This is a genomic window from Oscillospiraceae bacterium (genome assembly GCA_015068525.1).
Classification (GTDB): domain Bacteria; phylum Bacillota; class Clostridia; order UMGS1840; family HGM11507; genus SIG450.
This window is the reverse complement of the sequence record SVKJ01000020.1, coordinates 1-26219: the sequence shown is the minus strand read 5'-3', so window position 1 is coordinate 26219 and position 26219 is coordinate 1. Positions and strand designations below refer to the sequence as shown.

Genomic DNA, 26219 nt, shown 5'->3' with positions numbered 1-26219 from the left:
TTGTAAAGTTTATAACCATTGATGATGTAGTACCATCAAATCCATCGCCTAAGATACCACCCATATAAACGGAATTTATGCCGGAGAATATACTTGCATAGTTTTTACAGTTAATAAAAGTTCCTGATTCAGTAGCCTGACCTACAAAAGCACCTATCTTTGTCTTTGAATTAGTTGCAGTAATATTTCCTTTAACTGTAAGATTTTTAATTGTGAAATCACCTGCAGTTGCAAACACACCTTGTGTTGCACTTTTTCCAAGATTTACAGTATATCCGTTACCATCAAGAGTACCTTTAAAACCTGATATTGCAGTATAGCCACAATTACTTAAATCTATATCTTTTGTAAGTTTATAGTTACCCATAAGGCCTGTTGCCATATCCTTAAAGCCTTGAGCATCGGATATTTCAATAATATCTGAAACGCTTTGAGAATATTTGTCAAAGGTCATTCTTGTATCGCCGGATATAAGGCTTAATGTTTTGTGACTGTAATTACTGGACAAGGTATTTGTGTAATTACCCTTATTTTTGATAATAATAAATCTGTCAGCCGATTTGTTTGATTCGATACCGTCCACAACCTGTGTGGTATATATTTTATGAACACCATCTGACAAACTTAGCAAATGTTCAAAAGTATTCTTGGAAGAGTCAAGTGTTGCAGTATGTTTTACATCATCAACATAAATGTTAACTCCACTTGCACCCTTCTGATACAAGCCGTAAAAACAAACATTAGAAGATGAAAACAATTCATCGCCTTTCGGATAGGTAAGAACAGGTGCATTTGGCTTCTGATTTCTGTAATCACCTGTAATTCTTAATGCCAGTTGTGCTTTAAATAAACTTCTCGGATTAACAGGAGCAGATTCAGATTCCTTATAGGCATCTCCGACAAAGGAAGTAGCGAAAGAGGTTGCCATATTGGCATCCGTGCCACCTACCTGATCGGTTTTTCTGTACATATCCGTCATAGTAATAATATTTTCATCTTTTCTCTGTGTTGCACCAAAGTCATTGTAAGTTCCCCAGTTCCCTACAAGGAAATTCTGATAATCTCCCGGAACATCATGTGCAACTATTGTATTTGCCAGTGAATTCCACACAACACAGCCTACACCCGTCCATCCCTGGCTTATATCTGTACCGTAGATACCACGATTTGTAATACCTATATATCCTTTGGTATCACTGCCGATATGATAAATATTGTCATATAGTATTCCCGTACTCCAGGTAGCATGAGGCTCAGATATAGCAAATGAACTATCTGCCACATTGTCTACATATGCTGTCGGCCCTGATGCTCTGTGACTTGTTGCATAGTCATGTCTGCCTTTTTCGGAATAACAACCTGTTACAAGAATTTGTTGCGAAAACGCCATACATAAAAACGGATATCTTCTGTTACCCTCAATTTTGGACACAGGTTCTAAAGAACTGCAATTCCTTGCGGTAATACGCTTTGCGTAATTCCCAAAATATATAAATGAAAAATACATATATTTAGTAGTTACGTTTTCAACATAACAGTCCTGTGCATTTTTAAAATATATTAAATATCTGGAATGATTTTCATCCACATATCCTGTGCTGCCCGTAATGGAAGGATCAAAATACGATTCTATTCTTAAGTTTTCAATACCTGTATTTTTTACTCTGCCTGCAGTATCAATTTTGTATATATATGCGGGCATCAGATTATTATCAAGATGCATTTCAAGAGGAATATCAAAAGTAATTTCATTACCATTTACTGCTGTAACTTCCCTTTCGTGAATCTTAACCACATCTTTTGCGCCCCAGCCTGTATCATCTCCGTATACATTTATGATAGGACTGCTCATACCAATACTTTCGGTCCATTCATCAGTCGATTCATAATAAATAATAAAAGTATCTCCAACATTAAAATAAGATACATCATTAGATGAGAGTGTAATTTTACTGCTTCCTGAAGGTACATAACTGTCAGTTATATAACAATTATGACTGGCTTTTTTATGAGAATTCCCAACAACCTTTATTACCATAGAAGAATCAGAGTTATCTGCTTCGTAGGCATATAGAATTGTTCCTGTCGGCCCCTGACCTTCTCCGGAAAGAATTATTCCGCTCGGAACTGAAAGGCCTGTTGAATTAATATAGTATTTTCCGGCTTTTAATTTAATTACCGTCATTTTATTATCAGGATATAAAGAAGCAACATCATCTATAACATTCTGAATTCGTGCTGTATCGTCTGCAGTTTTTGCCGTAATTTCAGATTGCGACCATGCAAAAGGAGCAATAACTGCACCTACAGTCAGATTATCTGAATCGGGAAGTTCGTACTTCCCCCCGTAAAAACCTGCATAAGAATAATCAGTAAGTTTACTGCCCTTACTGTCGTACGAATGATATATAAGGTTGCTGCCGTTTGGAGATACTATCTTTGCGTTAACTGCACTGTTTTGCAGCGGAGCAATAAATCCCGTTTCATTTTTATTACTGGTGGTATCTCCCTCATAAACTTTGATATTATCATAATAGGCATCGCCAATATCGGTGGAGTAACTTAACAAGAATATTCTGTAAGTTGTTACATAAGATGGTATATATTTTTCGTATCCATAAGTTTTCCAACAACCCTTTTTGTTAAGATGAATCAGTATATCATCACTTGAAAGATAAGTTCCGTCAGATTTATAAAACCTTACAATAGCAAGGCTTTTACCCCAATTGAGATATCCGTCAAAGGTAATCTTAAAAAGAGCACCAGGCGTTATCTTTTTCTTAGGAGATAAAATTCCGATTGAAACGGAAGAATCATTATCAGTAACTCTTATACTGCTTTTCCCTTCGGTATAATTACTTGTGTTAACTGAAATCTTCCCTTCGCTTTCGGAAGTATAATAGGACCATGTTCCCATAGTCGTTGTTAGTGTATCTTCAAAATTATATTCTTCTATCAAACTTGAAGTTGTTGTGGCTGACATAACAATATTATCATAAGATGCATCGCCAAGATCAGTGGAGTAACTTAATAAGAATATTCTGCAGGTTGCTACATAAGACGGTATATATTTTTCGTATTCATAAGTTTTCCACGCGTTTTTTTCACTAAGATGAATGAGTACGTCATCACTTGAAAGGTAAGTTCCGTCAGATTTATAAAATCTTACTATAGCAAGGCTTTTTCCTGAATGAAGATATCCGTCAAAGGTAATCTTAAAAAGAGTACCGGGTGTTACCTTATTTTTAGGAGATAAAATCCCGATTGAAACTGATGCATCATTATCAGTTACCCTTATACTGCTATTCCCTTTGGTGTAATTACTTGTATTGACCGAAATCTTCCCTTCGCTTTCGGAAGTATAATAGGACCATGTTCCCATAGTCGTTGTTAGTGTATCTTCAAAATTATATTCTTCTATCAAACTTGAAGTTGTTGTGGCTGACATAACAATATTATCATAAGATGCATCGCCAATATCGGTGGAGTAACTTAATAAGAATATTCTGCAGGTTGCTACATAAGACGGTATATATTTTTCGTATTCATAAGTTTTCCACGCGTTTTTTTCACTAAGGCGAATCAGTATGTCATCACTCGAAAGGTAAGTTCCGTCAGATTTATAAAATCTTACTATAGCAAGGCTTTTTCCTGAATGAAGATATCCGTCAAAGGTAATCTTAAAAAGAGCACCAGGTGTTACCTTATTTTTAGGAGATAAAATCCCGATTGAAACGGATGCATCATCGTCAGTAACCCTTATACTGCTTTTGCCTTTTGTATAATTACTGGTATTAACCGAAATCTTTCCTTCACTTTCAGAAGTATAATAGGACCATGTGCTCATAGTTGTTGCCAGTGAATCCTCAAAATTATATTCCGATATCACATCGGAAGTTATTGCGGCTGACGGTACAACCTTAATTGACATTATATAACAGAAAACAAACAATAAACACACTATTTTTTTCATGTTAATATCTCCTATGTTTTAAATGTTTTTAAGCCATTTATCCATAAATAAATATCCTGCTTCCAAAGCATAATCAGGTGGTCGATGCCCTGAACGATGGTTTATAACGAGAATCCTTTCGGGACAATCATTATATTCTTCAATTTCATATAGAGTTTGACGGCTTTCATCAGTATCAAACTCGCCCGCTATAAGACAAAACGGTTTTGGTGCAGCGTCTTTTAAAAGCATATAATTTTCAAACTTTTCTTTTTTAATAAGATTAAGTTTTTTACCCCAGTACCACTCGTCATGCCAATTGGTCTGATGCCATAAAAGTCCAAAATCACTTGCAAGAATAACCTTTATTCTTTTATCAAGACAACCTGAAATAAATGCAATTTTACCACCTAAAGAATGACCTGCAATACCTATTTTTTCACTGTCTACACGGGAATCTTTTGATATAACGTCAATAAGTAAAGATGTATCATAAATAAGTTTGCCTACTCCTGTCCATTCAGGTTGCTCTTTGTTAAAAATATCTGAAACACATTTCCAACTTTCAAGTTCATCTTTCCCACCTTTAAAATCGGCATATGTAAGGTAATATGAGTCACCTGAAATAGCAATATACCCATGCCTTACAATATCAAGCATAATCGGATTATCCTTATATATTTCATGTGGCTCATTTTTTTCAGGATCAAAACCCATTGCCGCTTCGGGATAATAAAACGGAACAACAACTGCAGGAAGTCTGCCTTCAATCTTTTTAGGAAGAGTTATAAAAACTCTTTGATATGTAATAGTTCCGTCAGGTCGAACACCGTTTGCCTGCAAGTACATTTCGCAGTCAAAATCTTTATATTCATATTTTTTTACAAATTCAAATCGATTCTTAAAATCATAATTTACAGGGTGTCCCATAAACTCTTTAAACAAATCTGTTTTCGTCATATTAACCTCCATTCTGCTGTTAAAACGTCGGCACAAACAGGAATAAATGTGCAGACAAACAGCTATTTTTTATATACTATAAAGTGTAATAATTATAATAAAATTACTTAAACTCCTTTCTATTATTACCTCCGTTTTCAGAAAAGTCAATATAAAAAAATATAATAAAACATATAAAAACATTGAAAAAAATATACTATTTTTAAATAAAAGTCTATACAATGTTGAGTTATAAACCGAAAATCTAAAATCCTTTTTTTCGCCATAAAAAAACACAATCCTGATTGATTGTGTTTTTTTTATAACTTTTCTTTTTATTAAATTACAGTCTTCTTCCGTAGTTTTCAACCACATATTTTTTAAACAAATCGAAAGTGTCATTTTCAATTGATGCCCTTATATCTTCCATAAGTTTATTATAAAATCTTAAATTATGAGTAACACTTAATTTAAGGGCAAGTGCTTCTTTTGCTTTAAATAAATGCCTTATATACGCCTTCGAATAATTCCTGCAGGTTTCACAATCACAGTTTTCGTCAATCGGACTGTCGTCCAGTTCATATTTTGCGTTCATAAGGTTTATAATGCCCTTTGATGTAAATAAATGGCTGTGCCTTGCATTCCTTGATGGCATAACACAATCAAAGAAATCTACCCCTCTGGATACTGCTTCAATAATATTAACAGGTGTTCCTACCCCCATTAAATATCTGGGCTTATCAGTTGGCATATAAGGCTCAACATTTTCAATTATGTGATACATTTCTTCACTTGTTTCCCCTACTGCAAGTCCTCCTATTGCATATCCCTCGCAGTCTATTTCTCTTATTGCTTTCATATGCTCAATCCTTAAATCTGCATAGGTAGAGCCCTGATTTATACCAAAAAGCATTTGCTTTTTATTTATTGTGTCATCAAGTGAATTTAATCTGTCCATTTCTTCGCGACAAATTTTCAACCATCTTGTTGTACGGTCAATAGAATTTTTAACATATTTATAAGGAGAAGGATTTTCAATACACTCGTCAAAAGCCATTGCGATAGTAGAGGCTAAATTAGACTGAATCTGCATACTTTCTTTAGGCCCCATAAATATTTTTTTACCGTCAATATGCGAATTAAAATAAACGCCTTCCTCTTTGATTTTTCTGAGTTTTGCTAAAGAAAATACCTGAAACCCTCCGCTGTCAGTAAGAATAGGCTTATCCCAGTTCATAAACTTGTGAAGTCCGCCAAGTTTTTTTACAACCTCATCACCCGGTCTTACATGAAGATGATAAGTGTTTGAGAGTTGAACCTGTGTTCCTATATTTTTTAAATCAATAGTAGAAACACCGCCTTTAATTGCAGCACACGTCCCTACATTCATAAAAACAGGAGTTTTAATTACCCCATGAGGAGTATGAAATTCTCCAAGCCTTGCTTTATTGTTAGTTTTTATAAGTTTAAACATAATCTATTTTCCTTTTTAATGCAAGTTTGTCAGCAAAGCCGACACCTTACCTCTTCACTATTCCCTATTACTTATTCCCTTGTTCATTTGCCTTTAGCAAATGAACATCGCGTCACCGAAACTGAAGAAACGGTATCTTTCATTAACCGCTTCGTTATATGCCCTAAAAATCTTTTCCTTGCCTGCCAAAGCACTTACAAGCATAATTAAAGTTGATTCGGGCAAATGAAAGTTCGTTATAAGTTTATCTACAACCTTAAATTTATATCCCGGATATATAAAAATTTCAGTATCCGATTCTGTCGGTTTAAGATACCCAGACTCGTCTGCAACCGACTCTAAAACCCTTACAGATGTAGTTCCGACTGCTATAACCTTATTACCTCTTTTTTTCGTTTCATTTATCAAATCGCAGGTTTTTTTATCAATAAAAAAATGTTCACTGTGCATCTTGTGTTCTTTTATATTATCACATTTTACAGGTCTGAATGTACCAAGCCCGACATGTAATGTAACAAACGCAAGATTAACACCGAGTTCTTTAATTTCATCTAAAAGTTCATTTGTAAAATGAAGACCTGCGGTAGGCGCTGCTGCCGAGCCCTCAAATTTAGAATAAACTGTCTGATATCTTTCCTTATCATCAAGTTTTTCCTTTATATAAGGAGGTAGGGGCATCTGCCCTAACTTATCCAAAATATCCTCAAATACTCCGTCAAAAGAAAACTCAACTATCCTGTTTCCATCTTCTTTAACCTTGATTACTTTAGCAGATAAAAGCCCGTCACCAAACTCAAATTCTGCGCCCTCTCTTGCTTTTTTGCCAGGTTTTAAAATAACCTCCCAAGTTTTTAAATCAATCCTTTTAAGAAGCAGAAATTCTATCTTAGAGCCTGTGCTTTTCTTTATGCCGTAAAGCCTTGCAGGAATAACCCTTGTGTTATTCATTACAAGTAAATCTCCGGGATTTAAATATTCTTTTATATCTTTAAAAGTTCTATGACTGATTTCCCCCGACTCTTTATTTAAAACAAGAAGTCTGGAACTTGCCCTGTCCTTAAGCGGAGTCTGTGCAATAAGTTCCTCAGGTAAATCATAGTAAAAATCGCTTAAAGTAAAATCTGCCAAAATTATTCTCCCTCTATTTCAACACCCTGATAATAATGTTTTAATATTTTTATATAGTCCCAACCCTCTTTTGCATATTCCATCGCTCCGTGCTGGGAAAATCCTACATGATGTCCGTACCCTTTTCCGTATATAATATTTCCCGCTTTTTTTGTGAGAGTTGATATTTTTTTATTCCCGTCTATAACACTTATGTTATCTGAAACTTCTTTAATTCCATCTTTAGTAAGTATTTTTGATACCGTAACTGTTTCAGTACCTTTTTTAGTCTTAGCAAATTTCGTTATGTTTTCAGATGGAATAGTAAAATTCTGACTTTTTAAAGAAAGTATTGTTCTTGCCTTTTCTCTTAAGAACTTCTTCTCTCCGTTTGTTCCCGAAATGGTAAGTTCGGTAACAAGTCCGTAATCAGAGGTCTTAGTAACTTTAACATCTGTTACCTTACCTATATCATAACCATTATTTTTCATCTTCTCGGTAAGATTATCATAGTCTATTGTTACCTCCCACGTATAGTCGGTACAATATTTATCTTCAACCGATTTTAAATAAGGGTAAGGATTTCCCCATACGTCTTCAACATCTGCAGTAACTCCGCCCGAATGAGCAAAATATACTGCACTTATCGGTTTACCGTTATATGTTAAAATCATATTTTCAGTTTCGTCAACTGCCTTATTTGACTGTTCTCGTTCCCATTTAGTGCCGATATACATCTGACAATGAGTGGTTCCGCAAAGAGCAAAACCGTCATTTTTATGCCTTCCTATATTTTCTTCATAATATGTTCTTGCACAAACCGCCTGTGCCTTTTGTGCTTCAAGGGGTGCAGAAGCGCCGATTTCTGCAGGCACAACAGAATAAAGATAATGTTGCATTGTAAGATTGCTTACAAGGGTAAAAGAATTTCCATTTCTTATAAATTCTATTATATCCCTGTATGTGTCCTGATTTCCAAAATCCATAAGTCCGTCATTTGAAGCATTTACCCCAAGTTTCGTATTTTCACTCTGAGAAAATATGAAAATCGCTTTTCCGCTTTTTTCAGATACTTTAATTAAACTTGCATCAGGCGAAATTATATACGATGTTTCGTTATAAAGTTTCGCATTCTCTAAACTTACATTTGCTTCATCAACAGTGCTTAATCCGTAATAAACTGCGTAAATCACACCGTCTTTTATAAAAGGTATCATATTTTCTTTTTGCGCACAGTAAGAAAGGGCTAAATCAAAACTTTCAAAATACGACTGCTCAGCAACAAGATAAGAAGAATACGCACTTACCGTAATACTTTTTGTACTGTAACTTGCAAACTGCGTTATATCTTCACTTACATAAGAAAAATCAAAACTTCCCGTAGTCGAAGAAACTGACGGCGAAGATACTGCACTGCTCCCGTATTTAATTCCAATCCTTGCCCGCTTAGACACATCATAAGAAGCACTGGCGCTAAGGCTAAGTGCAAATATTAAACTTATTATCAAAAATACAAAAAACGACTTTTTCATATTAAATATTCCTTTTTTAAACTTTTTCTCTTTTTATCATACCAAATTATCCCCGCTATGTCAACTTGAAAGAAATTCTAAATCATAATTGACAACTACGATATTATCGTATATAATATTAATAGGAACAAAATATAAAATATTATATTTTATTGGAAGAAGTGAAATAATGATTAGAGAATTTATTTTTACAAAACCATTTTTAAATTCATGGTATGCAATGGGACTGGATAACGATAGCCTTAAAACACTTGAAGGAATTCTACTTGAAAATCCACAAATTGGTGCTGTAATTCAAGGTACAGGTGGTGCCAGAAAAATGCGCATACAACTTGAAGGCAGAGGAAAAAGTGGTGGAGGAAGAGTTATATATCTTGATGTTTTTGAAAAAGAAAAGTTATATTTATTATTTGCCTATCCTAAAAATATTCAGGAAAATTTAACACCGGAACAAAAGAAAGCTATTAAAATTTTGGTAGATGCTATAAAAAAGGAGTGATTTTATGTCTGAAATAAAATTTAAATCATCACTATCTGTTGAAGAAATTGATAATAATTTTAAAAATATAGACTGTTTTGAGGGAATAATGGAAGGATTAAAAGAAGCCCTTGCCTATGAAAAAGGAAAAGCCAGTGCAGAAACTTTCGCACGCAAACAATCCTTGCCGGATATAAATGTGTTCGAAACAAGAAAATCGTTATCAATGACACAAAAATCTTTTGCTAACGCTCTTGGTGTTTCCAAAAGAACAGTTGAAGCATGGGAATGTGGTAAATCAACTCCTACACCAACAGCAAAAAAACTTATCTTCTTACTTTCCCAAGACCATTCTTTAATCAATAAACTAATGTGATAAATTGCCGAAATAGGGGCAGTCCCCATTTCGGCAATTTGTTTATATAATATTAATTAATTGTAAGTTGTGGTCTATATCCTTCCTGCAGACTGACATACGCTTTGTCACGTACTATGTCATTATCTAACTGTATAACGAATGTTAAGCTGTTTTCCCCTTTTTCAATTTTATCGATTATTATTTTTGTAACATCAAAAGTAAATACGTCAAACAAACTATCGCCTGCTTTGTCAGCAGTCCCTGTAAGTGTGATTTTCGAAATCACTTCACAGTCCGTACTATGATAATACGCTTTATCTTTACTATAATCTTCATCTTGAACAGTCAGCACCTTAATGTTACCATCTATACAAGAACTTCCTTTTATAGATGAAATATTTAATTTAAGTATCGCTTTGTTATTTTCAGTTATTCCGTAAAAATCAGAAATATCATACTTTAACAAAACTTCTTTGTAACTATACACATTACCCGATGTATCTTGCGAGGTCTCCAACGCATAATTCTCGTATTTATCGGTCACATCAAAGAAACTTGAACTGTTTGGTTTATAATATCCCGGTTTTAATTTTTGAACTGAATACGCAGCCACAATCTGAGGATTTTTATTATACATAGTATAAGGAATTGACTCTTCCATAAGTTCAATTCCTTTATCGTTTTCTATATAAGGAGTAGCAACAAATTCTGAGACAGATATTTTATCAGTATTTTTTATACCTATGCCAAACACTCTGTTATCATTCTCAAGTGCAACTTGAAAACCGGTTTTTGAAGGATTGTTCTCATCTTTTTTATTAAGGCTGAAATATCTATTGTTAACTTTAAATCCTGCATCTTTTAAGTCTTTTGCATCTTCCGAAAACTTACCGAAAAAATATACAATCCCAGCATCTTTATCATCATAACAACTAAGAGAAGTTATCATAGATGCATAAGAACTGAAAGAAACACACATACAAAATATTAAAGTTAAAACTAATCCCCTTTTCATATTAAAAACCCCCTATATTTAAAAGTTTTAAATTATAAAAGCAATAAAACTTGCGGTGCAAATATAACTCGCTGCAAAGCGAATATAACTGTGTTTGAACACTAAAACGGATAGGAAAAATTGTTTGGAACGAATAAATTTTATCCATTTTTAACATGTATTTAATTTTGCATTTTGCACTTTACATTTATTTAATTACACATTGATTAAATTTTACTCTCACTTTAGAAATACTCCACAATACTCTTAAGTTCACGTAGCAGGTCGAAAATATCATTTTTTACTGTGTCATAAATCACAGTTAAATCTACATTGCCATATTCATGTACAATTCTGTTTCGCAGACCTTTGATTGCTCTCCATGGAATTTCACTATAATATGCTTTAAACTCGTCAGACAACTTATTAGAATTCTCTGAAACTTGTATAAGCCTAAACATAATTGAATCTATAAGTATTTCGTTTCTTTCAAGTTCTTCCCGTGTTAAATCTTTTGTATGTTCAAAAATAAAATCCAAATCTGTAATTATTTTTTTAACAAAATAATAATTATCTTTTTTGTTATCCATATATCTTTACACCATCTTTCAATATCTCATTTGTCAAATCAATGTTTTCTTTCAACTGTTCGCTGCTTAACACATCGACTCTCTTTTTCAATCCGTCACGTAACGCTTCAACCAAATCATAAAAACGCATCCCAGTAATCGGTGTAGATATCAAAAGGTCAATATCGCTTTCTTCATTCGCTTTACCTTTTGCATACGAGCCAAAAAGATAACAATATTCAATGTCAAATTCTGAAAAAACTTCTTTGCAAATATCAGTTATTTGCTGAATGCTTAAAATTCCATGCATTTCATCAACAATTCCATATTCGCGTAATTTTTGCATCATAAAAGCATACTTCATAGAATTGGATTTTGATACATCAGTTTCATAATTCTGATAGGTACGAATAGGTATGCCAAGGTACCTGGCACATTCAACTTGCGTCATTTTCTTCTGCTTTCGCAGTTCTCTAAGTGTCACTTTAATCACCTCAATTATGATTGTATCATAACAAATTGAAAAACGCAATAGAAATACGCAATTTTTGCGTATTTTGAAAATATTTTATACGCAATTTTTACGTGTTCATATTTATTAGATAGTGTAACCTGTTTTAATATAAATATTCTTCAAATACATTACAAATTCTATTCCTTAACTGCCAAAGGCAATACCACTGCGTAGCAATAAAACTTGCGGTGCAAATATAACTCGCTGCAAAGCGAATATAACTGTGTTTGAACGTATGTTCAAACACTACATGCATCATACACCACTATCCCTGCATTCTTATATATCTTGCCTTCTTCTGTCTCCAGCCAGTCCGCAAGCCCTGATATATCCTCACTCGCCCTGATAGATACAATATCTATCTTTGGCTTTATGTACTTCTTCATTAAAAAAACACCCCTCTTGTCTTTTGTGATTTTTCTTACCTTAACGAAATTCAAAGAATTTCAATTCATGATATTTTTAAACATCAATTCATGACGAAAGATCGTCAATTCATTTTCAATTCAATTTGAATTGAATTAAACGTCCCTAAAATTCATCGTTATTTTTTCGCGTTTTTTGCGAAAGGTTTACAATCTCCAAAATCTCATTCCTGACTCTTTAAGTTCAGAAACTTTATATAATCCTTTTACATCTATCAATACCTTTTCGTCATCATTGCAATCTTTAAATAAGGCTTTTATATCATTAAGTTTAAGCGCCTTAAATTCTTTATGTGCAACTGCAACAATAACACAATCTGCATCTTTTATATCTTTAAGTTCAGTTAAAGTAACACCATATTCATGCATAGCATCTCTTTCATTTGCACATGGGTCAACAACTAATGGTGTGATTCCATAAATGTTAAGATGCTTAATAATGTCGTCAACTTTACTGTTACGGGTATCAGGGCAATCTTCTTTAAATGTTAAACCTAAAATAACAACCTTTGACTTTTTAGGTGCTTTTCCCGCATTTATCATTTCTTTAATTGCCGCTTCTGCAACAAATTTACCCATACCGTCATTTACGATACGACCGTTTAAGATTATCTGGCTATGATAACCTAATTTTTCTGCTTCATAAGTAAAGTAGTAAGGGTCAACTCCAATACAATGACCGCCAACAAGACCAGGCCTAAAACCAAGAGCATTCCATTTAGTATTCATTCCGTCAACTACTTCATTGGTATCGATGCCCATTTTGTCAAATACCATTGCAAGTTCGTTTACAAAGGCAATATTTATGTCTCGCTGACTGTTTTCAACAACTTTGATTGCTTCTGCTGTTTTAATTGTTGAAACAGGATATGTACCAACCTCAATAACAATATCATAAACTTCTTTAATAATTTTTAAGGATTCTTCATCCATTCCTGATACTATTTTTGTGATGTTTTCAAGTCTGTGAATTTTATCGCCCGGGTTTATTCTCTCAGGAGAATAACCAACTTTAAAATCAACACCGCATTTTAATCCTGATTCTTTTTCAAGTATGGGCACGCAAACATCTTCAGTAACACCAGGATAAACAGTTGATTCATAAACAACTATTGCGCCTTTTACTAAATTTCTTCCCACAATTTCACTTGCGCGGATAACAGGGGCAAGGTCAGGAGTATGGTCCTGATTAACAGGTGTTGGAACTGCTACAATATGAAATTTTGATTCTTTAAGTTTATTTTCGTCATAAGTAAAATCAACTGTCGATTTTTTAATTTCTTCATCCCCAACTTCGTTTGTAGGATCAATGCCTGACTTGTACAATTCGATCTTTTGCGTGTTAAGGTCAAAACCTATAACATCTATTCCTTTTTTTGCAAAAGCAATAGCTATCGGCATACCAACATAGCCAAGGCCAACCAGTGATAATTTTTCTTCTTTTTTTATTAGTTTTTCGTAAAGTGACATTTTAAATACCTCTTTATTTATTTTTATATATAAAATTTCATTTATGTTCGTTGTCCTAACAGTTTACTTATAATTCTCGACTTGCTGAATAAACATGCTAGAATTAACGATAAAGAAAATGAAATAATAAAATTTATTCCTGCATGAATAAATGGATTTATATTTCCATTAAACATTTTTATTGTAAAATATATAAACTGTTGATGAAACATATATACAATCATACTTTTGTCACTTATAAATTTATATACTCTATTATTTAATTTAAGTTTTTCTCCGATTCTACCTATAACAATAAAAGCAGCCACAGCTCCAACAACTTGATTTGTCAGTTTGAAAACAAGCAATAACAATTTAAATATTATATGCTGTGATGTAAATAAACAATCTATAGCAAATAACGTCAAATTTATTCCTAACAAAATTATTGATGGTATTTTCCATATAATAGAATCTTTATTATAACGCAAATAAAATCCCAGCCAAAAGAACAATAAAAATCTAAATGTGCTACTTAACATAAAGTAATCAGGCAATACCATTCCAATTCCATAAAAGCACAATGCAACTAGCAATCCACCTACTATATGTTTAGCCCAAAATTCAATCATAAAAAAAGATATAATAAAAACATTAAACAACATTAAAAGAAACCATAACTGATTTGGTCCTGTTCCCAAAACATACTTTGATATAATAGTATTTGTATTGTAATTGAATATATATATACCAATTGGAGCAACCCACACAACCAATATAAATATATACGGAACTATCAATCTAGAAAATTTGTTTATTAGAAAATCTCTAAAATTGCTATATCCACCTTTTTCTAATTTTATATATGTAAAAATATATCCTGAGACTAATGTGAAAGCATATATATGGAAAGTATTAAGCCACTCTGAAAATATTTTCAAAACATTTGACTCTATTGCTACTTTTTCAACTTCTGAAAACCAATTTCCATTCCAAAACAAAATACTGTGATATAAAACAACCGTCATCATAAGAATGCATTTTACAAAATTGCAAGTTTGTAATTTATCATTAGTTGTTTTTTCGCATGTAATCATACCGAACTGTCTCCTAATATAATTATTTTTTATTAAGGTCATTTTTTATTTGAGTTGTACTTATTTCAGGAGTTCTTGGAAGATATACAACTTCAACTCCTTCTTCTTTTAGGAAATCAAACTTTCCTTTCCAGTCATCCCCCATTACAAAAGTATCAATATGATATTCGTGTACATCAGTTTTTTTCTGTTCCCAGTTTTCCTCCGGAATGACTAAGTCAACATATCTGATTGATTCAAGTAATGCTTTCCTTTGTTCGTATGAAAAGTAACATTTTTTCTGCTTTTCATTCCAGTTAAATTCATCCGTTGATAATACTACAACTAAATAATCTCCCAATTCCTTTGCTCTCTTTAACAAGTTAATATGCCCGTAATGCAATAAATCAAAAGTTCCATAAGTTATTACTCTTTTCATTGGTTTTCTCCCTTCTATACCCTTAAAAGAATTTTATTTTAGGCAATTTCTATAATCCTATATTCCTTTGAAAGTCCAAATAATATTCTACATCTGTTTTTTTGATTTCTGCAATGATTTTTGTTTCATCAGATATTTTATTTGAGGACGTGATTTTTTTTGCAATTCTTTTTATCCAAAAATACAAAAGGCACTTTTTATTTCCTATTTCAGGATATATGCTTTTCATATACTCTCTAGGTGGAAATAGTCTGTTAACTATAAATATCACTTTGGATTTTTTTGCAAATGATAACTTTGAAACATATGTGTTTCTTAAAGTTCCATAACTGCCACCGCTAATCACAAAATCACTTAAAATTTTTATCGTTTGGCTTGGACTTTCTTCACAAAACCAAAATCGTAATAACGATTTTACGTTGTTTTGAAAAATATCTAATTCTTCTTTTTTTAATATCTCTTCAACATAATCCCAATTTATTTCTTTCTCGTATTTTCTTATATATAAATAAATATCAAGAAAATGTTTTATTCCTATTCCACCTTTTTTCATATGTTTTGCAATATGCATAAGTAAATATATATATGTATCATCAATTGACATTTGATACTCAAATTTATTTATATTTACAGAATTTCCCCATATATCATTGTAAAAATTACTTTTTATCATATTATTCGAAAAAAGTTTTTTATGAATCTCTATAACTACACCATTTTTAATAAAGACACTATGAACTGCATGAGATTTGTTTTTTAGATTAAATCCTAATCCTTCCATTATCAATTCAATTCGTGGATAATCATTTTCCTTAACTAATATGTCTATATCACTACTCATACGCATATCAGAAGACGGATATATTTTTTTAATAACCGCACCCTTTATAGGCATGAACGGTATCTTAAACTCATTAAATTTATCCTTAATTAACTGCAATTCTTTCTGTTGCCTTGCATCAATAACTAAAGAAGTAAAAATGCTCTTAATATATGATTCAAGAATGACATCCGGACAAAAATCATTACTTATATATGATTTTAGTATATTTAGAAGATTATGATTTTTTGCTAATAAAAGAATTTCTTCGTCTATAACAATATTTAAATCTTTTTTCCCATCTATAACGATTTTTTTAAGGATCTCAATCAGACGCATATTTTTTTCATTCATTTGTATTTTTTACCTTTCTAAATGATAGTATATACACAACAATCATTAATAATAACTTAACAAACTCAGCAACTACAGTTGCAACGCAAATTGCATATATATGATAAGTATTAATAAACAGCAATATAATTACAATATAAGAAACTGCACCTACAATCGCTACTGTTAACTGAAGTGACATTTTATAAAAACATAAAACATAAGGTCTTATCATTCCTCTTATTACAACTAACATAGCCGTTGCTGATGTAAGCCAAATATATTTTAAAGCTTCGCTCACGAAATCGGGATATAACATACTAAGAACAAACTCTCCTATGGAAACACATATAATATATCCTACAGTTCCAATCCCACATCCTAAAAATAACATGCCAAAAAACTTCTTAGCTGATTGTTTGCCACTTTTTGCGACATAACTAAGAATTACGCTTGTCGCAGGGCCAACCAACAGAGAAATAATTTTTGTATATACTGACGAAGCAAAATATATTGATACCGCTGCCCCGCCTAAAATAGGATAAATCAGTAGTTTATCAAAATTATTTAACCCTGCATCCAATATATTTGATAGAAATAAAATCAAACTGTCTTTTGTAATTTTCTTAAAATCAGACGTTCTCTTTGGTTTCGCCTTATATAACGATGTATGCAAAAATACATATATCAGACTAATTCCATACGCTAAGAGATAGATAGCAAACCAATTTTTAAGATAGTTATAAACTAATAACCCAACAAGGAAACCGCCAAACATTAAGCAATTATTAATAAGTACTCGTTTAAAATTTAGTTCAAGTCTAAATGATACAATATAATATTCTCTGACAAGCCATACCAAAGATAATATAATTGTTGATAAAAGAGTTCCAACATCGCTTATTTTTAAATAGAACTTTGCAGAACAAACTACAAATACAACATCAACAATACAACTGCATAGAACAAGATATGTAAAATTCCCATCTAAATTTTCATTGCTTTTATCCTTGTTATAAATAAGACGAATGTTATTAAGAGTCAGTCCCAGTAAGTGTGGCAACACATTTAATAAAGATATTATAGCAATAACCAAGCCATAGTTTTCCGCACTCATAGTCTGGCTTAAGTATGGTAATACAAAAATTTGTTTTGCCAAGATAGGCAAAGAGTATGCTATTGTATTTAATATAATATCAAAGTAAATTTTTTTAATTTTGATCATTTTTTCTCCCTTTTGGTAATATGTTAAATGAATTAATTAATGCCAATATAGCAGGGATATATATATTATGATATAAAGAACTACTTACCAATAACCTTATTATTCCACAAATAATAAGCATAGAAAGGATCAGTCTATACTGTTTATTTGGCACTTTAAATAAGCCCCTAAAACAAATATATACAATATATATGAGTATCATAGGCCCAAATATATATCCAACATCAATCAATATTTCATAGACTATCGAATGACAATATGGATCAAAATATCGTCTTGAGCCTAAAATTCCCAATCCTAAAGGATTTTGTTTTATTAAATTAATACAAGTTTCATATATCTCATCTCTTGAAGTAGATTGAGTAAACGTTCCAGATAAAAGTTTGTCTATTGTCCTACCACTATATCCATAAGACTGCAACATTTCAAAAATAGACTCAAGATTAAAATATAATAGTATCAATACAATTAAACTTCCAACAATCCATAAAAACCTATGTTTAACATAATCATTAAATACAATTGTATAAATAATAAATAAAACAAATGCTACAAGTGCTCCTCGACAGCCGAAACTAAGAAGAAAAACAAATGATATCGCTAAAAGCAAAAATTTAAATAGATTCTTTTTTTCAAACAAATCATAGGCAAGAAAACACATTGGCAATAATATACTGTATGCGAAATCCATATACATTAACTGGTTGTTATACTTTGTAGCTTGCGGTAAATAAAAGAATAACGATAAATATGAATATAATCTAAACCCTATAAAGGTTGTTTCAATATCAATATGTCTAAATACATAATAAGCCATATAAAAATTATATATTATTAAAAAGGATCTTTCTGTGCCAATGCGTGTAGAATATCTAACGATTCCAGGTAAAAGAAAAAAAGATAAAATAAAATAATATATATATGTATTTATTCGTTTCATTTCAATGCATTTAAAAAAATGTATTAATATAAATATAGTTGAAATTATATAAGATATAACACCTGGAATATTTATCATTTCCAATGCATCTTTCAGCATACCAGCACATAAATAAATTGTAATCATAAGTATATCAAACTTATTCTTTTTTTCCGTTTTCATTTTTTTATAGCCTTTCATATAAAGTATAATTAGTTATTTAGAGATATAACTAAATATTATAAATAAGCATTAGGATTTTCTTGAAATTATGTGAAACAAATCGTTCAATCCCTAGATTTATTAAATATATAATAATTATAGGATGCTTTATAAAAACCATCGAGTTTTTTAAAAATTTTAAATAATACCTTCTTTTTAAAAAAGCAACGCATATCTCTGCTTGATGCATAAGATGCACTTGTGTCTTTTGTTTTTTGTTCAAATCGTCAAACAATGGCGCAATTGATTTATAAAAATCATTTTTTATATTTTTTAATTTATCAATAGATGGCCTGTTCCGTCCATCACTTATGTCAACAAAATATAGATATTCATTTAATAATTTCATTTTATATTTGCTCGCAAAAAAAGCAAACAATTGAATTTCCTGATGTCTTTTTAGATTAACATCAAAATATCCGGTCTCATCAAGCGCTTTTCTTCTTAGCAAAACTGCTCCAGTACCAATTCTTGTGCGTCTTGATAAAACTCTTACCATTAGATTCTTTGTAGAATAAGGAAGTTTCGCAGAGATTATTTCCCCATTTTTTTCTTGAACAACAAGACACGAAACACCACCATAGGATTTATCTAAAGTTTTAAGCAAATTTAGTTGATGTTCAATTTTTTCTTTTTTCCAATAATCGTCATCATCTAAAAAACTAATATATTCTCCTTTTGCTTCTTTTATGCCGGCATTCCTCGCAGCAGCTCCATTTATATGCTCTTCTTGTTCAATGAATTTTAATCTTTCGTCCTTTATGTTTTCAATTTTTTTATAAAGTTCTAATGAAAACTCATCGCCTTTTATGTTGTCGTTAACAACAATTAACTCTATATTTTTATATGTCTGATTCAAGACACTTTCTATTGCTCGAATAAGCATATCAGAGCGTCTATATGTTGGTATTATTACACTTACCAAATCTTTTACATAATCCATTTTTATACCTCTTACTACCCTTAAACTACTTTATAAGATAAGATTTTTCTAAATCTAATTTTATATAATCGTGATGAGAAATCCGTTTTTCAATTGGTGGAAGTTCCATATACTTTCCGTATAAAGATGTTAAATAACTATCTGCATCTTCAGGAATATAAATTTTTGTATCTTCAAATTCACATAATTGAGGAACACCAAGACATTTCTTTTCTACAATTTCTTTTTCTTTCCAAGCACCAAATAAATTGACAATATAGTTGTTATTTTCGTATTCGTATTTTAAAGCCATTTTGTTTATTTTTTTAATTAGGACTTCTTTTCCAAATATTGCATTAGGTAGCAGGTTGCTTAATATAATTGATGCATTTTTTAATAAGTTTCTTCCTTTTCTTAAAGCACACCTTTTTGTATTAAGCAAATCAACCCAAAAATTGATTTTTCTATAATTAACTTTACTTTCCTCTCTTGAATTACCTATTCCGTCCAAAGGGAATATATCTATAAAAATTCCTCTTTTAGGCTCATTTTTTACATTTTCTATTAAAGTTGTTCTTGTATCATATACTTTACAAATAGGATACATTGAATCTTTATATTCTAATGGATATTCGATTATATATTGCCCGAAATTATTTTCTTTTTTTATAATATCAAGCATTTTTTCATAATCAGGGCGAGGCATTCCAATATCCATATCATCATCCCATGGAATAAAACCTTTATGCCTTACCGCGCCAAGTGCAGTTCCTCCTAATGCATAATAAATCAAATTATGTTCTAAACAAAAATTATGAAACCATTTAAACATTGATAATAATTTTTTTTGCAACTCATTCATATTATTCCTCTTTATTTACTTTCTTAAAAATTTATTACTTAACATATTAGCAAGTGATTGGGGAAAAACAAACATTACACATTCTCCAATAACCACATACATCAAATCGATAAATCTAATATATTTTTTCTTATAAAATTCGTACATTACCTTAATATATTCGCTGCAATTAACCCAAGTCGTTCGCCTTTTAAAATTATCTGCATTAGTACGATAATACAATAACGATTCATCAAGATTTGCTGAATATGAATTTGTATTTACCATATTTATAAATAATTCCAAATCTTCCTGACGACCAAATTCCTTATATCCTCCCAATTCCAAAACTTTGGATTTTTTATACATAACTGTAGGATGATTAAAAGGACTTCTTCGCCTTGCGAATTTTACTATCTTTTCGTGAGTCGTTGGAACAATTCGCGAACTTACTATATTGTCTAGAGAATCTATAAATTCTGAAACCTGTGTACCTACTATATCAATCTTTGAAGAAGATTCAAATTTTAATAATTGTTTCTCGCATCTTTCGGGGAGGGAAATATCGTCAGTATCCATTCTTGCAACAAGTTCATTTCTACATTTCTTTAATCCTTCGTTTAAAGCAGCACCCAAGCCTTTGTTTTTCTCTAGTTTAACAATCGTAAAAACATCTGGATATTTATTTAAATAAGTATCTATTGCAGAATATAAATCCTCGGTTAAAGGTCCGTCTTCTACAATAACAATTTCGTCAGGAAATGCTGTTTGGTTTAGCATACTGTCAACACTTTCTTTGAAATACTCAACCTTCTCTTTATGATAAACTGACATTAAGACACTATATTTTTCCATTATGCCCCTCCATTCATTTATAACATGTTACTACACATTCAAAAGTTTAATATCATACTCTTCTTTTTCGATTTTTCCATTAAGTAAAAGCCAATCCCCGAAATCTATATCCGATTCGGTGCCTTCTCTTACAGTATCATCTCTTTTTAATACTTTCCCGACTGTTAAAAGTATTATTGTTACATCTCCTATAAAGGTTATCCCTTTATTTATGTATTCCAAATCGTACTCAAATTTTTGTTCCCATGTAATATTATTTCTTCCGTTTATCTGGGCAAGTCCTGTTAAACCAGGGGTTACAATATGCCTTTTTCTTTGCTCATCATTCATAAAAACTAAATCACGCACTAACTGCGGTCTTGGTCCTACAATTGACATATCGCCTATTAAGATATTTATAAGTTCGCCAAGTTCATCAAGGCTGGTGCTTCTTAAGAATCTTCCGTATTTATTTAACCTTTTTTCATCGGGAAGAAGCTTTCCGTCTTTATCTTTTGCATTAGACATTGTACGGAATTTTATCAGTTTAAATATTTTTTCCTTGCCTGTTTTTATATCAATCTTTCCAGGTCTTAATTGAACAAAGAAGGGATTCCCTTTCATTGCAATTGCACCAACAATGATCAAAATAATCATAATTGGAGAAAGCACAATTAAAGCAATTAACGAACAGGTTATATCTATAAGTCTTTTAAAATATTTCTGATACATTATGTAATTCCTCTTTCATATTTAATTAAAACAACTTTTTACAATTTCAATAATTTTATCCTGCTCTTTTTCGGTCATTTTGTTGTCACTTGGTAAACAAAGTCCTCTGTCAAATATATCTGCTCCCACGTCAATTGTATTGCCTTCAATGTATGCATTTGTTTTTGCACGGCCTGAACCATTTCGAGTAACAAATTCATGCATACGATACATTGGTTGCATGTGCATAGGTTTCCAGATTGGTCTGCCTTCGGCATTATGCATATCAAGTGTTTCAAGTATTTCAGTTGGACAAGTTTTCCCTTTTTCGTAAATAAAGAGAGCCGCACAATCATCCCTGACTTGCTTACACATAAATTCTTTATCAATAATCATTGCAGAAAGCCAATAATTTGGTTCGGTATTATCCGTGATAGGATTCATTGTTACTGGTAAATCTTTAAATCCATTAAGATATCTTTCATAAATTGATTTTTTTTGCGAAATATGTTCTTCAAGATATGGATATTGACCGCGAACAACCCCTGCTATAACATTGCTCATTCGATAGTTATAGCCTACCTCTTCATGCTGATACCAAGGGGCATCCTCTCTTGCCTGTGTTGACCATTTGCGTATTTTATTTGCAGTTTCAATGTCATTAGTCAGTAAACATCCACCTGCTGAGCCTGTTATAATTTTATTTCCGTTATAACTGATAGCTGAATAATCTCCAAACGAACCACACTGTTTACCACAAATAGTTGCTCCCATTGCTTCGGCTGCATCTTCAATAAGAAGTGCATCATGTTTTTTACATATTTCTTTAATCAAATCTATACGCCCTGGAAAACCATATAGTTCTGCAGAAATTACTAATTTCACATCGGGATACATTTCAAATGCTTTTTCAAGTGCTACAGGGTCCATATTCCATGATTCAGCATCCGTATCAATAAATATAGGAATACCGCCCTCATAAATAACTGGATTAAGTGTTGCATCAAAGGTCATATCACTGCAAAAAACAAATTTACCCTCTAAAGCTCCATGGCTGATTGAAGGTTTGCCATAAAGTGTTTCCCCTGCGTGTTTTACTGCTAAATGAAGTGCAGCAGTACAGCAAGACAATGCAACAGCGTATTTCATTTCAGATTTCTCGGCAGCAATTCGCTCCAGTTCATTGATATTTTCTCCGACCGTACTCATCCAATTAGTATCATAGGCATGCTGCACATATTTAATTTCTTCGCCATGCATTGTCGGAGAAGCAAGCCATATCTTTTCCTTAAATTTTTCCATTCTCATTCCCTCGTTTTATTAATCTATACTCTATCATTTACCGCAATCGGCCCATGCGGGTGCGGTATATACTCTGTATTTGCGTTAATAAGTTCAGCCATAAGTTTTCTCTGAGGTTTAGTCAGTTTAATATTTTTCTTATAGAATTCTTTTTGTTTAGAGAGCCATTTGCCGAGCCATATTCCATCAATTATAATTTTTTGGCTTATATTTTTAGCGCCCGTTTCGTCAAAGAATTCTTTTGCGAGGTTATATTTATACTGCCATTTATCTTCCGTTTTCCAGGTCATACCTATTTTATTTAGTCTTTCAATTCTTTCGGAGTTAAGAGTGCCTTTTTCATACTCGCATCTTTGGACTTTTATCCATTGCCCTAAGTTAAAACCGTTTTCCGTTTTATACGATGTAGAGATATTTAAGTTTTTATTCCTTATATAATATTCTTTTGCAAGGTTATAGGCATTGTCCCATTTCCTACTTGAATCAGGTTCCCAGACCATACCTATATTATTAAGCCTTTCAATCTGCTCTTTGGTTAGCGGTGTTCCTTTTGCTTCCCCTTTATAGAGTTTTCTTAGTCTTCCCACCCATGAACCGAGTTTAATTCCGTTTTTCGTTACATAATTACAAGGGACAATTAAGTTTCCGTTCTCTTTATAAAAGTTATAAAGTTCGGCATAGTTTCTTTCCCAATAGAAATTAGATTTACTCCAAACCATACCGATTTTATTAAGTTCTTCTTTTCTTTCTTTAGTTAAATATTTTGGGTGTGTCCCTGCACTTTCCCACGCTCTTATATTAGAAAGCCAATTACCGAGTCGGACACCGTCTTTAGTTACGAAATTTACCGGAACATTTAAATTTTTATATGTATCAAAATATTCTTTTGCCAAGTTAAAATTGGTTTCCCAACTGTAGTCGGTGAGCATATTCCAGCGCATACCGATTTTATTAAGAAGTTCAATTTGTGTGTCAGTTAATTTGCCGTCGATAAGACCTTTTCTTATGCTTCTTTGGTTACATATCCAAGAGCCGAGAGAATAGCCATCTTTTGTAAAATAACGGGCAGGGACTTCTAAATTTCCAAACTCGTCATAGTATTCTTTAGCAAAGGAGTACATTGTTTCCCACGAAGCAGTTAAGATATTTTCCAGTTTGTCAAAAAGTTCCATACAGTTTTTAACTTCGTCTATTATTTTAAAATGCTCGTTAACAATCAGATTATCCTCGCCAAGAGTACGGTAATATGAGGTTGCAATTTCCATCTCTTCTTTTATTTCGTCAATACTGTAAAGGTTTTCAATATTTAAGACAATATCAAAGATAACGGCATTCGTTTTCTTATTTGCCGACAAGGCTCTGCCGATTTGCTGTTTATAGATAACGGGCGAAACTGTCGGTCTAAGTAATATTACGCCTGACACATCATCAACATGGACTCCTTCGTTTAGCATATCTATACAAAAGAGGAGTTTTAGATGCGCCGAGTTATCGGCTTTAAATTTTTCAAACTCGAAATCAGTTTCGGGGTTATTTGAATAGGCGCAGTAAATATGGGGATTTTCGTCCACCTTATAAAACCAGTTTTGAGACATTTTAATCATTTCGCGCATATGCTCGTAATTAGCGCAAAACACGATATACTTTCCGTATCTATCTTCAATATGTTTATAAAATATTTCGTCAATACCGTCTGCCTGTTCCAATGTTCGTTTAAGTGCATTCAGATATTTTTCGCCCTCATCACGCACTAATTTACTTTTATTATTTCGTATTCGTTTTTCGTACCTTTCCAAGTCTTTTTCATAGGAAAAAACGGAAAGCACATATTTTGGCGGATTTAAAATTCCTCGAACTATCGCTTCGCCAAGAGTCATTTCAGATGCGATATTTCCGTCAAACAATTCATCTGACATATCTCTTTTACTGTCAAGATATCGGATTGCAGTTGCAGAAAGCCCGAGAATATACGCATCGGGATACGCATTTAATAAGTTTGCAACGCCCTGTCCCCACATTTTTGCACCACATCTGTGAAATTCGTCTAAAATTATATAATCAGGTAAAATTTCACCTATTTCTTCCTGTGTCAAATTCATAAGCCGTGCATAAGTAAAAAATGTTATATTGTTCGGGAAATATCCGTTTGATGCTTTTCTTAAATTTTCAATTTGTGTTTTAAAAATATATTCACTCGGCGACACCCAGCAAATTCTTTTATTGGGGTTATCGGCACAAAGTTTAAAGCCGATAAACGATTTGCCTGTACCTGTTGGATGGATTATGGCTGTTTTTTTAGTTTCTTTAAACTTATTTACAACATTTTCATAAGCAGTCATATTATGTTTATATAAAGTAAACGCCATAAACCCACCTCCAGAGCCGTCGGAAAGTTATCCGAACTCGTTTTTAAATTATAAATTTTTAATATAATATCGTTAAAAGCCTTGAAAATATCGCATATTCCCTGCGTCTTTTGCCTCATTCTATCGAAAAATTTCCTAATTTGAAAATTCTTCGAACCTGTAACTCTTAAAAATTGTGGTTTTTCTAGGCGGAAGATTGCGATAATACGAGGTATATCGTAATCGACAACAACGAAAAAGCCGATTTTTAAGTGTTAGAGGCGAGTTGCGATAATTTTCCGACGGCTCTGTGCAACATAATTGAAATTATGTTTCAATATGTTTTTCCAAAAAGGAAAAACTCGATATGTTCCCATAAGGGAACTCGATATGTTGACTTTTTTGTCAACGCGATATGTTGGCTTAAGCCAACGTTAAG

General features: G+C 32.1%; 23 protein-coding genes. 2 read left to right on the top strand and 21 right to left on the bottom strand.

Annotated features, from left to right (window positions below; all coding sequences use genetic code 11):
* From E7419_06720 to E7419_06700, 5 genes are all read right to left on the bottom strand, one after another.
* The coding region (locus tag E7419_06720) for a hypothetical protein (protein MBE7014881.1) at positions 1–3973 on the bottom strand (3973 nt) is incomplete at its 3' end.
* 18 nt (positions 3974–3991) lie between these two features.
* Positions 3992–4924: a hypothetical protein gene (locus tag E7419_06715; protein MBE7014880.1), complete on the bottom strand. Its 933-nt coding sequence runs from the start codon at positions 4922–4924 to the stop codon at positions 3992–3994.
* Positions 4925–5234: 310 nt separating this feature from the next.
* Positions 5235–6365 carry a tRNA guanosine(34) transglycosylase Tgt gene (tgt, locus tag E7419_06710; protein ID MBE7014879.1) on the bottom strand — a complete coding sequence of 377 codons (1131 nt, stop codon included), beginning with the start codon at positions 6363–6365 and terminating at the stop codon, positions 5235–5237.
* Positions 6366–6458: 93 nt separating this feature from the next.
* Positions 6459–7493 carry a tRNA preQ1(34) S-adenosylmethionine ribosyltransferase-isomerase QueA gene (gene queA / locus E7419_06705; GenBank protein MBE7014878.1) on the bottom strand — a complete coding sequence of 345 codons (1035 nt, stop codon included), beginning with the start codon at positions 7491–7493 and terminating at the stop codon, positions 6459–6461.
* 2 nt (positions 7494–7495) lie between these two features.
* Complete coding sequence (locus E7419_06700; GenBank protein MBE7014877.1) at positions 7496–9004, bottom strand: SpoIID/LytB domain-containing protein; 1509 nt, start codon at positions 9002–9004, stop codon at positions 7496–7498.
* A gap of 169 nt (positions 9005–9173) precedes the next feature.
* On the opposite strand from E7419_06700, the gene E7419_06695 reads away from it, so the two are divergent.
* Positions 9174–9503, top strand: coding sequence for an addiction module toxin RelE (locus tag E7419_06695; protein MBE7014876.1), 330 nt, complete (start codon positions 9174–9176; stop codon positions 9501–9503).
* Positions 9504–9507: 4 nt separating this feature from the next.
* On the top strand, positions 9508–9858 hold the full coding sequence (locus tag E7419_06690) for a helix-turn-helix domain-containing protein (protein ID MBE7014875.1): 351 nt from the start codon (positions 9508–9510) through the stop codon (positions 9856–9858).
* Between the two features lie 52 nt (positions 9859–9910).
* On the opposite strand, the gene E7419_06685 is transcribed toward E7419_06690, so the two are convergent.
* The 16 genes from E7419_06685 to E7419_06610 form a co-directional block, all read right to left on the bottom strand.
* Entirely contained in the window at positions 9911–10855 is a 945-nt protein-coding gene (locus E7419_06685; protein ID MBE7014874.1) for a hypothetical protein, read from the bottom strand.
* A 224-nt stretch (positions 10856–11079) separates the two neighbouring features.
* Positions 11080–11424: a DUF86 domain-containing protein gene (locus E7419_06680; protein ID MBE7014873.1), complete on the bottom strand. Its 345-nt coding sequence runs from the start codon at positions 11422–11424 to the stop codon at positions 11080–11082.
* Positions 11417–11887: a helix-turn-helix domain-containing protein gene (locus tag E7419_06675; protein MBE7014872.1), complete on the bottom strand. Its 471-nt coding sequence runs from the start codon at positions 11885–11887 to the stop codon at positions 11417–11419. Before E7419_06675 ends, E7419_06680 begins: the two co-directional genes overlap by 8 nt.
* A 269-nt stretch (positions 11888–12156) precedes the next feature.
* Positions 12157–12357 carry a cysteine desulfurase gene (locus E7419_06670; protein MBE7014871.1) on the bottom strand — a complete coding sequence of 67 codons (201 nt, stop codon included), beginning with the start codon at positions 12355–12357 and terminating at the stop codon, positions 12157–12159.
* A gap of 132 nt (positions 12358–12489) precedes the next feature.
* On the bottom strand, positions 12490–13812 hold the full coding sequence (locus E7419_06665) for a nucleotide sugar dehydrogenase (GenBank protein MBE7014870.1): 1323 nt from the start codon (positions 13810–13812) through the stop codon (positions 12490–12492).
* A 41-nt stretch (positions 13813–13853) separates the two neighbouring features.
* Positions 13854–14930, bottom strand: coding sequence for an acyltransferase (locus E7419_06660; GenBank protein MBE7014869.1), 1077 nt, complete (start codon positions 14928–14930; stop codon positions 13854–13856).
* Positions 14911–15306, bottom strand: a complete 396-nt coding sequence (tagD, locus tag E7419_06655) for a glycerol-3-phosphate cytidylyltransferase (GenBank protein ID MBE7014868.1) — start codon at positions 15304–15306, stop codon at positions 14911–14913. Before tagD ends, E7419_06660 begins: the two co-directional genes overlap by 20 nt.
* Before the next feature lie 49 nt (positions 15307–15355).
* On the bottom strand, positions 15356–16480 hold the full coding sequence (locus E7419_06650) for a hypothetical protein (protein MBE7014867.1): 1125 nt from the start codon (positions 16478–16480) through the stop codon (positions 15356–15358).
* Positions 16473–17684 carry a hypothetical protein gene (locus E7419_06645; protein ID MBE7014866.1) on the bottom strand — a complete coding sequence of 404 codons (1212 nt, stop codon included), beginning with the start codon at positions 17682–17684 and terminating at the stop codon, positions 16473–16475. Before E7419_06645 ends, E7419_06650 begins: the two co-directional genes overlap by 8 nt.
* On the bottom strand, positions 17671–18804 hold the full coding sequence (locus tag E7419_06640; protein MBE7014865.1) for a hypothetical protein: 1134 nt from the start codon (positions 18802–18804) through the stop codon (positions 17671–17673). Before E7419_06640 ends, E7419_06645 begins: the two co-directional genes overlap by 14 nt.
* Before the next feature lie 31 nt (positions 18805–18835).
* Positions 18836–19768 carry a glycosyltransferase family 2 protein gene (locus E7419_06635; protein ID MBE7014864.1) on the bottom strand — a complete coding sequence of 311 codons (933 nt, stop codon included), beginning with the start codon at positions 19766–19768 and terminating at the stop codon, positions 18836–18838.
* Between the two features lie 25 nt (positions 19769–19793).
* A complete protein-coding gene (locus E7419_06630; protein MBE7014863.1) occupies positions 19794–20609 on the bottom strand; it encodes a LicD family protein in 816 nt (271 codons plus the stop codon).
* Between the two features lie 15 nt (positions 20610–20624).
* Positions 20625–21443 carry a glycosyltransferase gene (locus E7419_06625; protein ID MBE7014862.1) on the bottom strand — a complete coding sequence of 273 codons (819 nt, stop codon included), beginning with the start codon at positions 21441–21443 and terminating at the stop codon, positions 20625–20627.
* Positions 21444–21473: 30 nt separating this feature from the next.
* Entirely contained in the window at positions 21474–22154 is a 681-nt protein-coding gene (locus E7419_06620; protein MBE7014861.1) for a sugar transferase, read from the bottom strand.
* Between the two features lie 21 nt (positions 22155–22175).
* Positions 22176–23435 (bottom strand): aminotransferase DegT, encoded by a 1260-nt coding sequence (locus tag E7419_06615; protein ID MBE7014860.1) that lies wholly within the window; start codon positions 23433–23435, stop codon positions 22176–22178.
* A gap of 23 nt (positions 23436–23458) precedes the next feature.
* Positions 23459–25801, bottom strand: a complete 2343-nt coding sequence (locus E7419_06610) for a hypothetical protein (protein MBE7014859.1) — start codon at positions 25799–25801, stop codon at positions 23459–23461.
* Between the last annotated feature and the right edge of the window lie 418 nt (positions 25802–26219).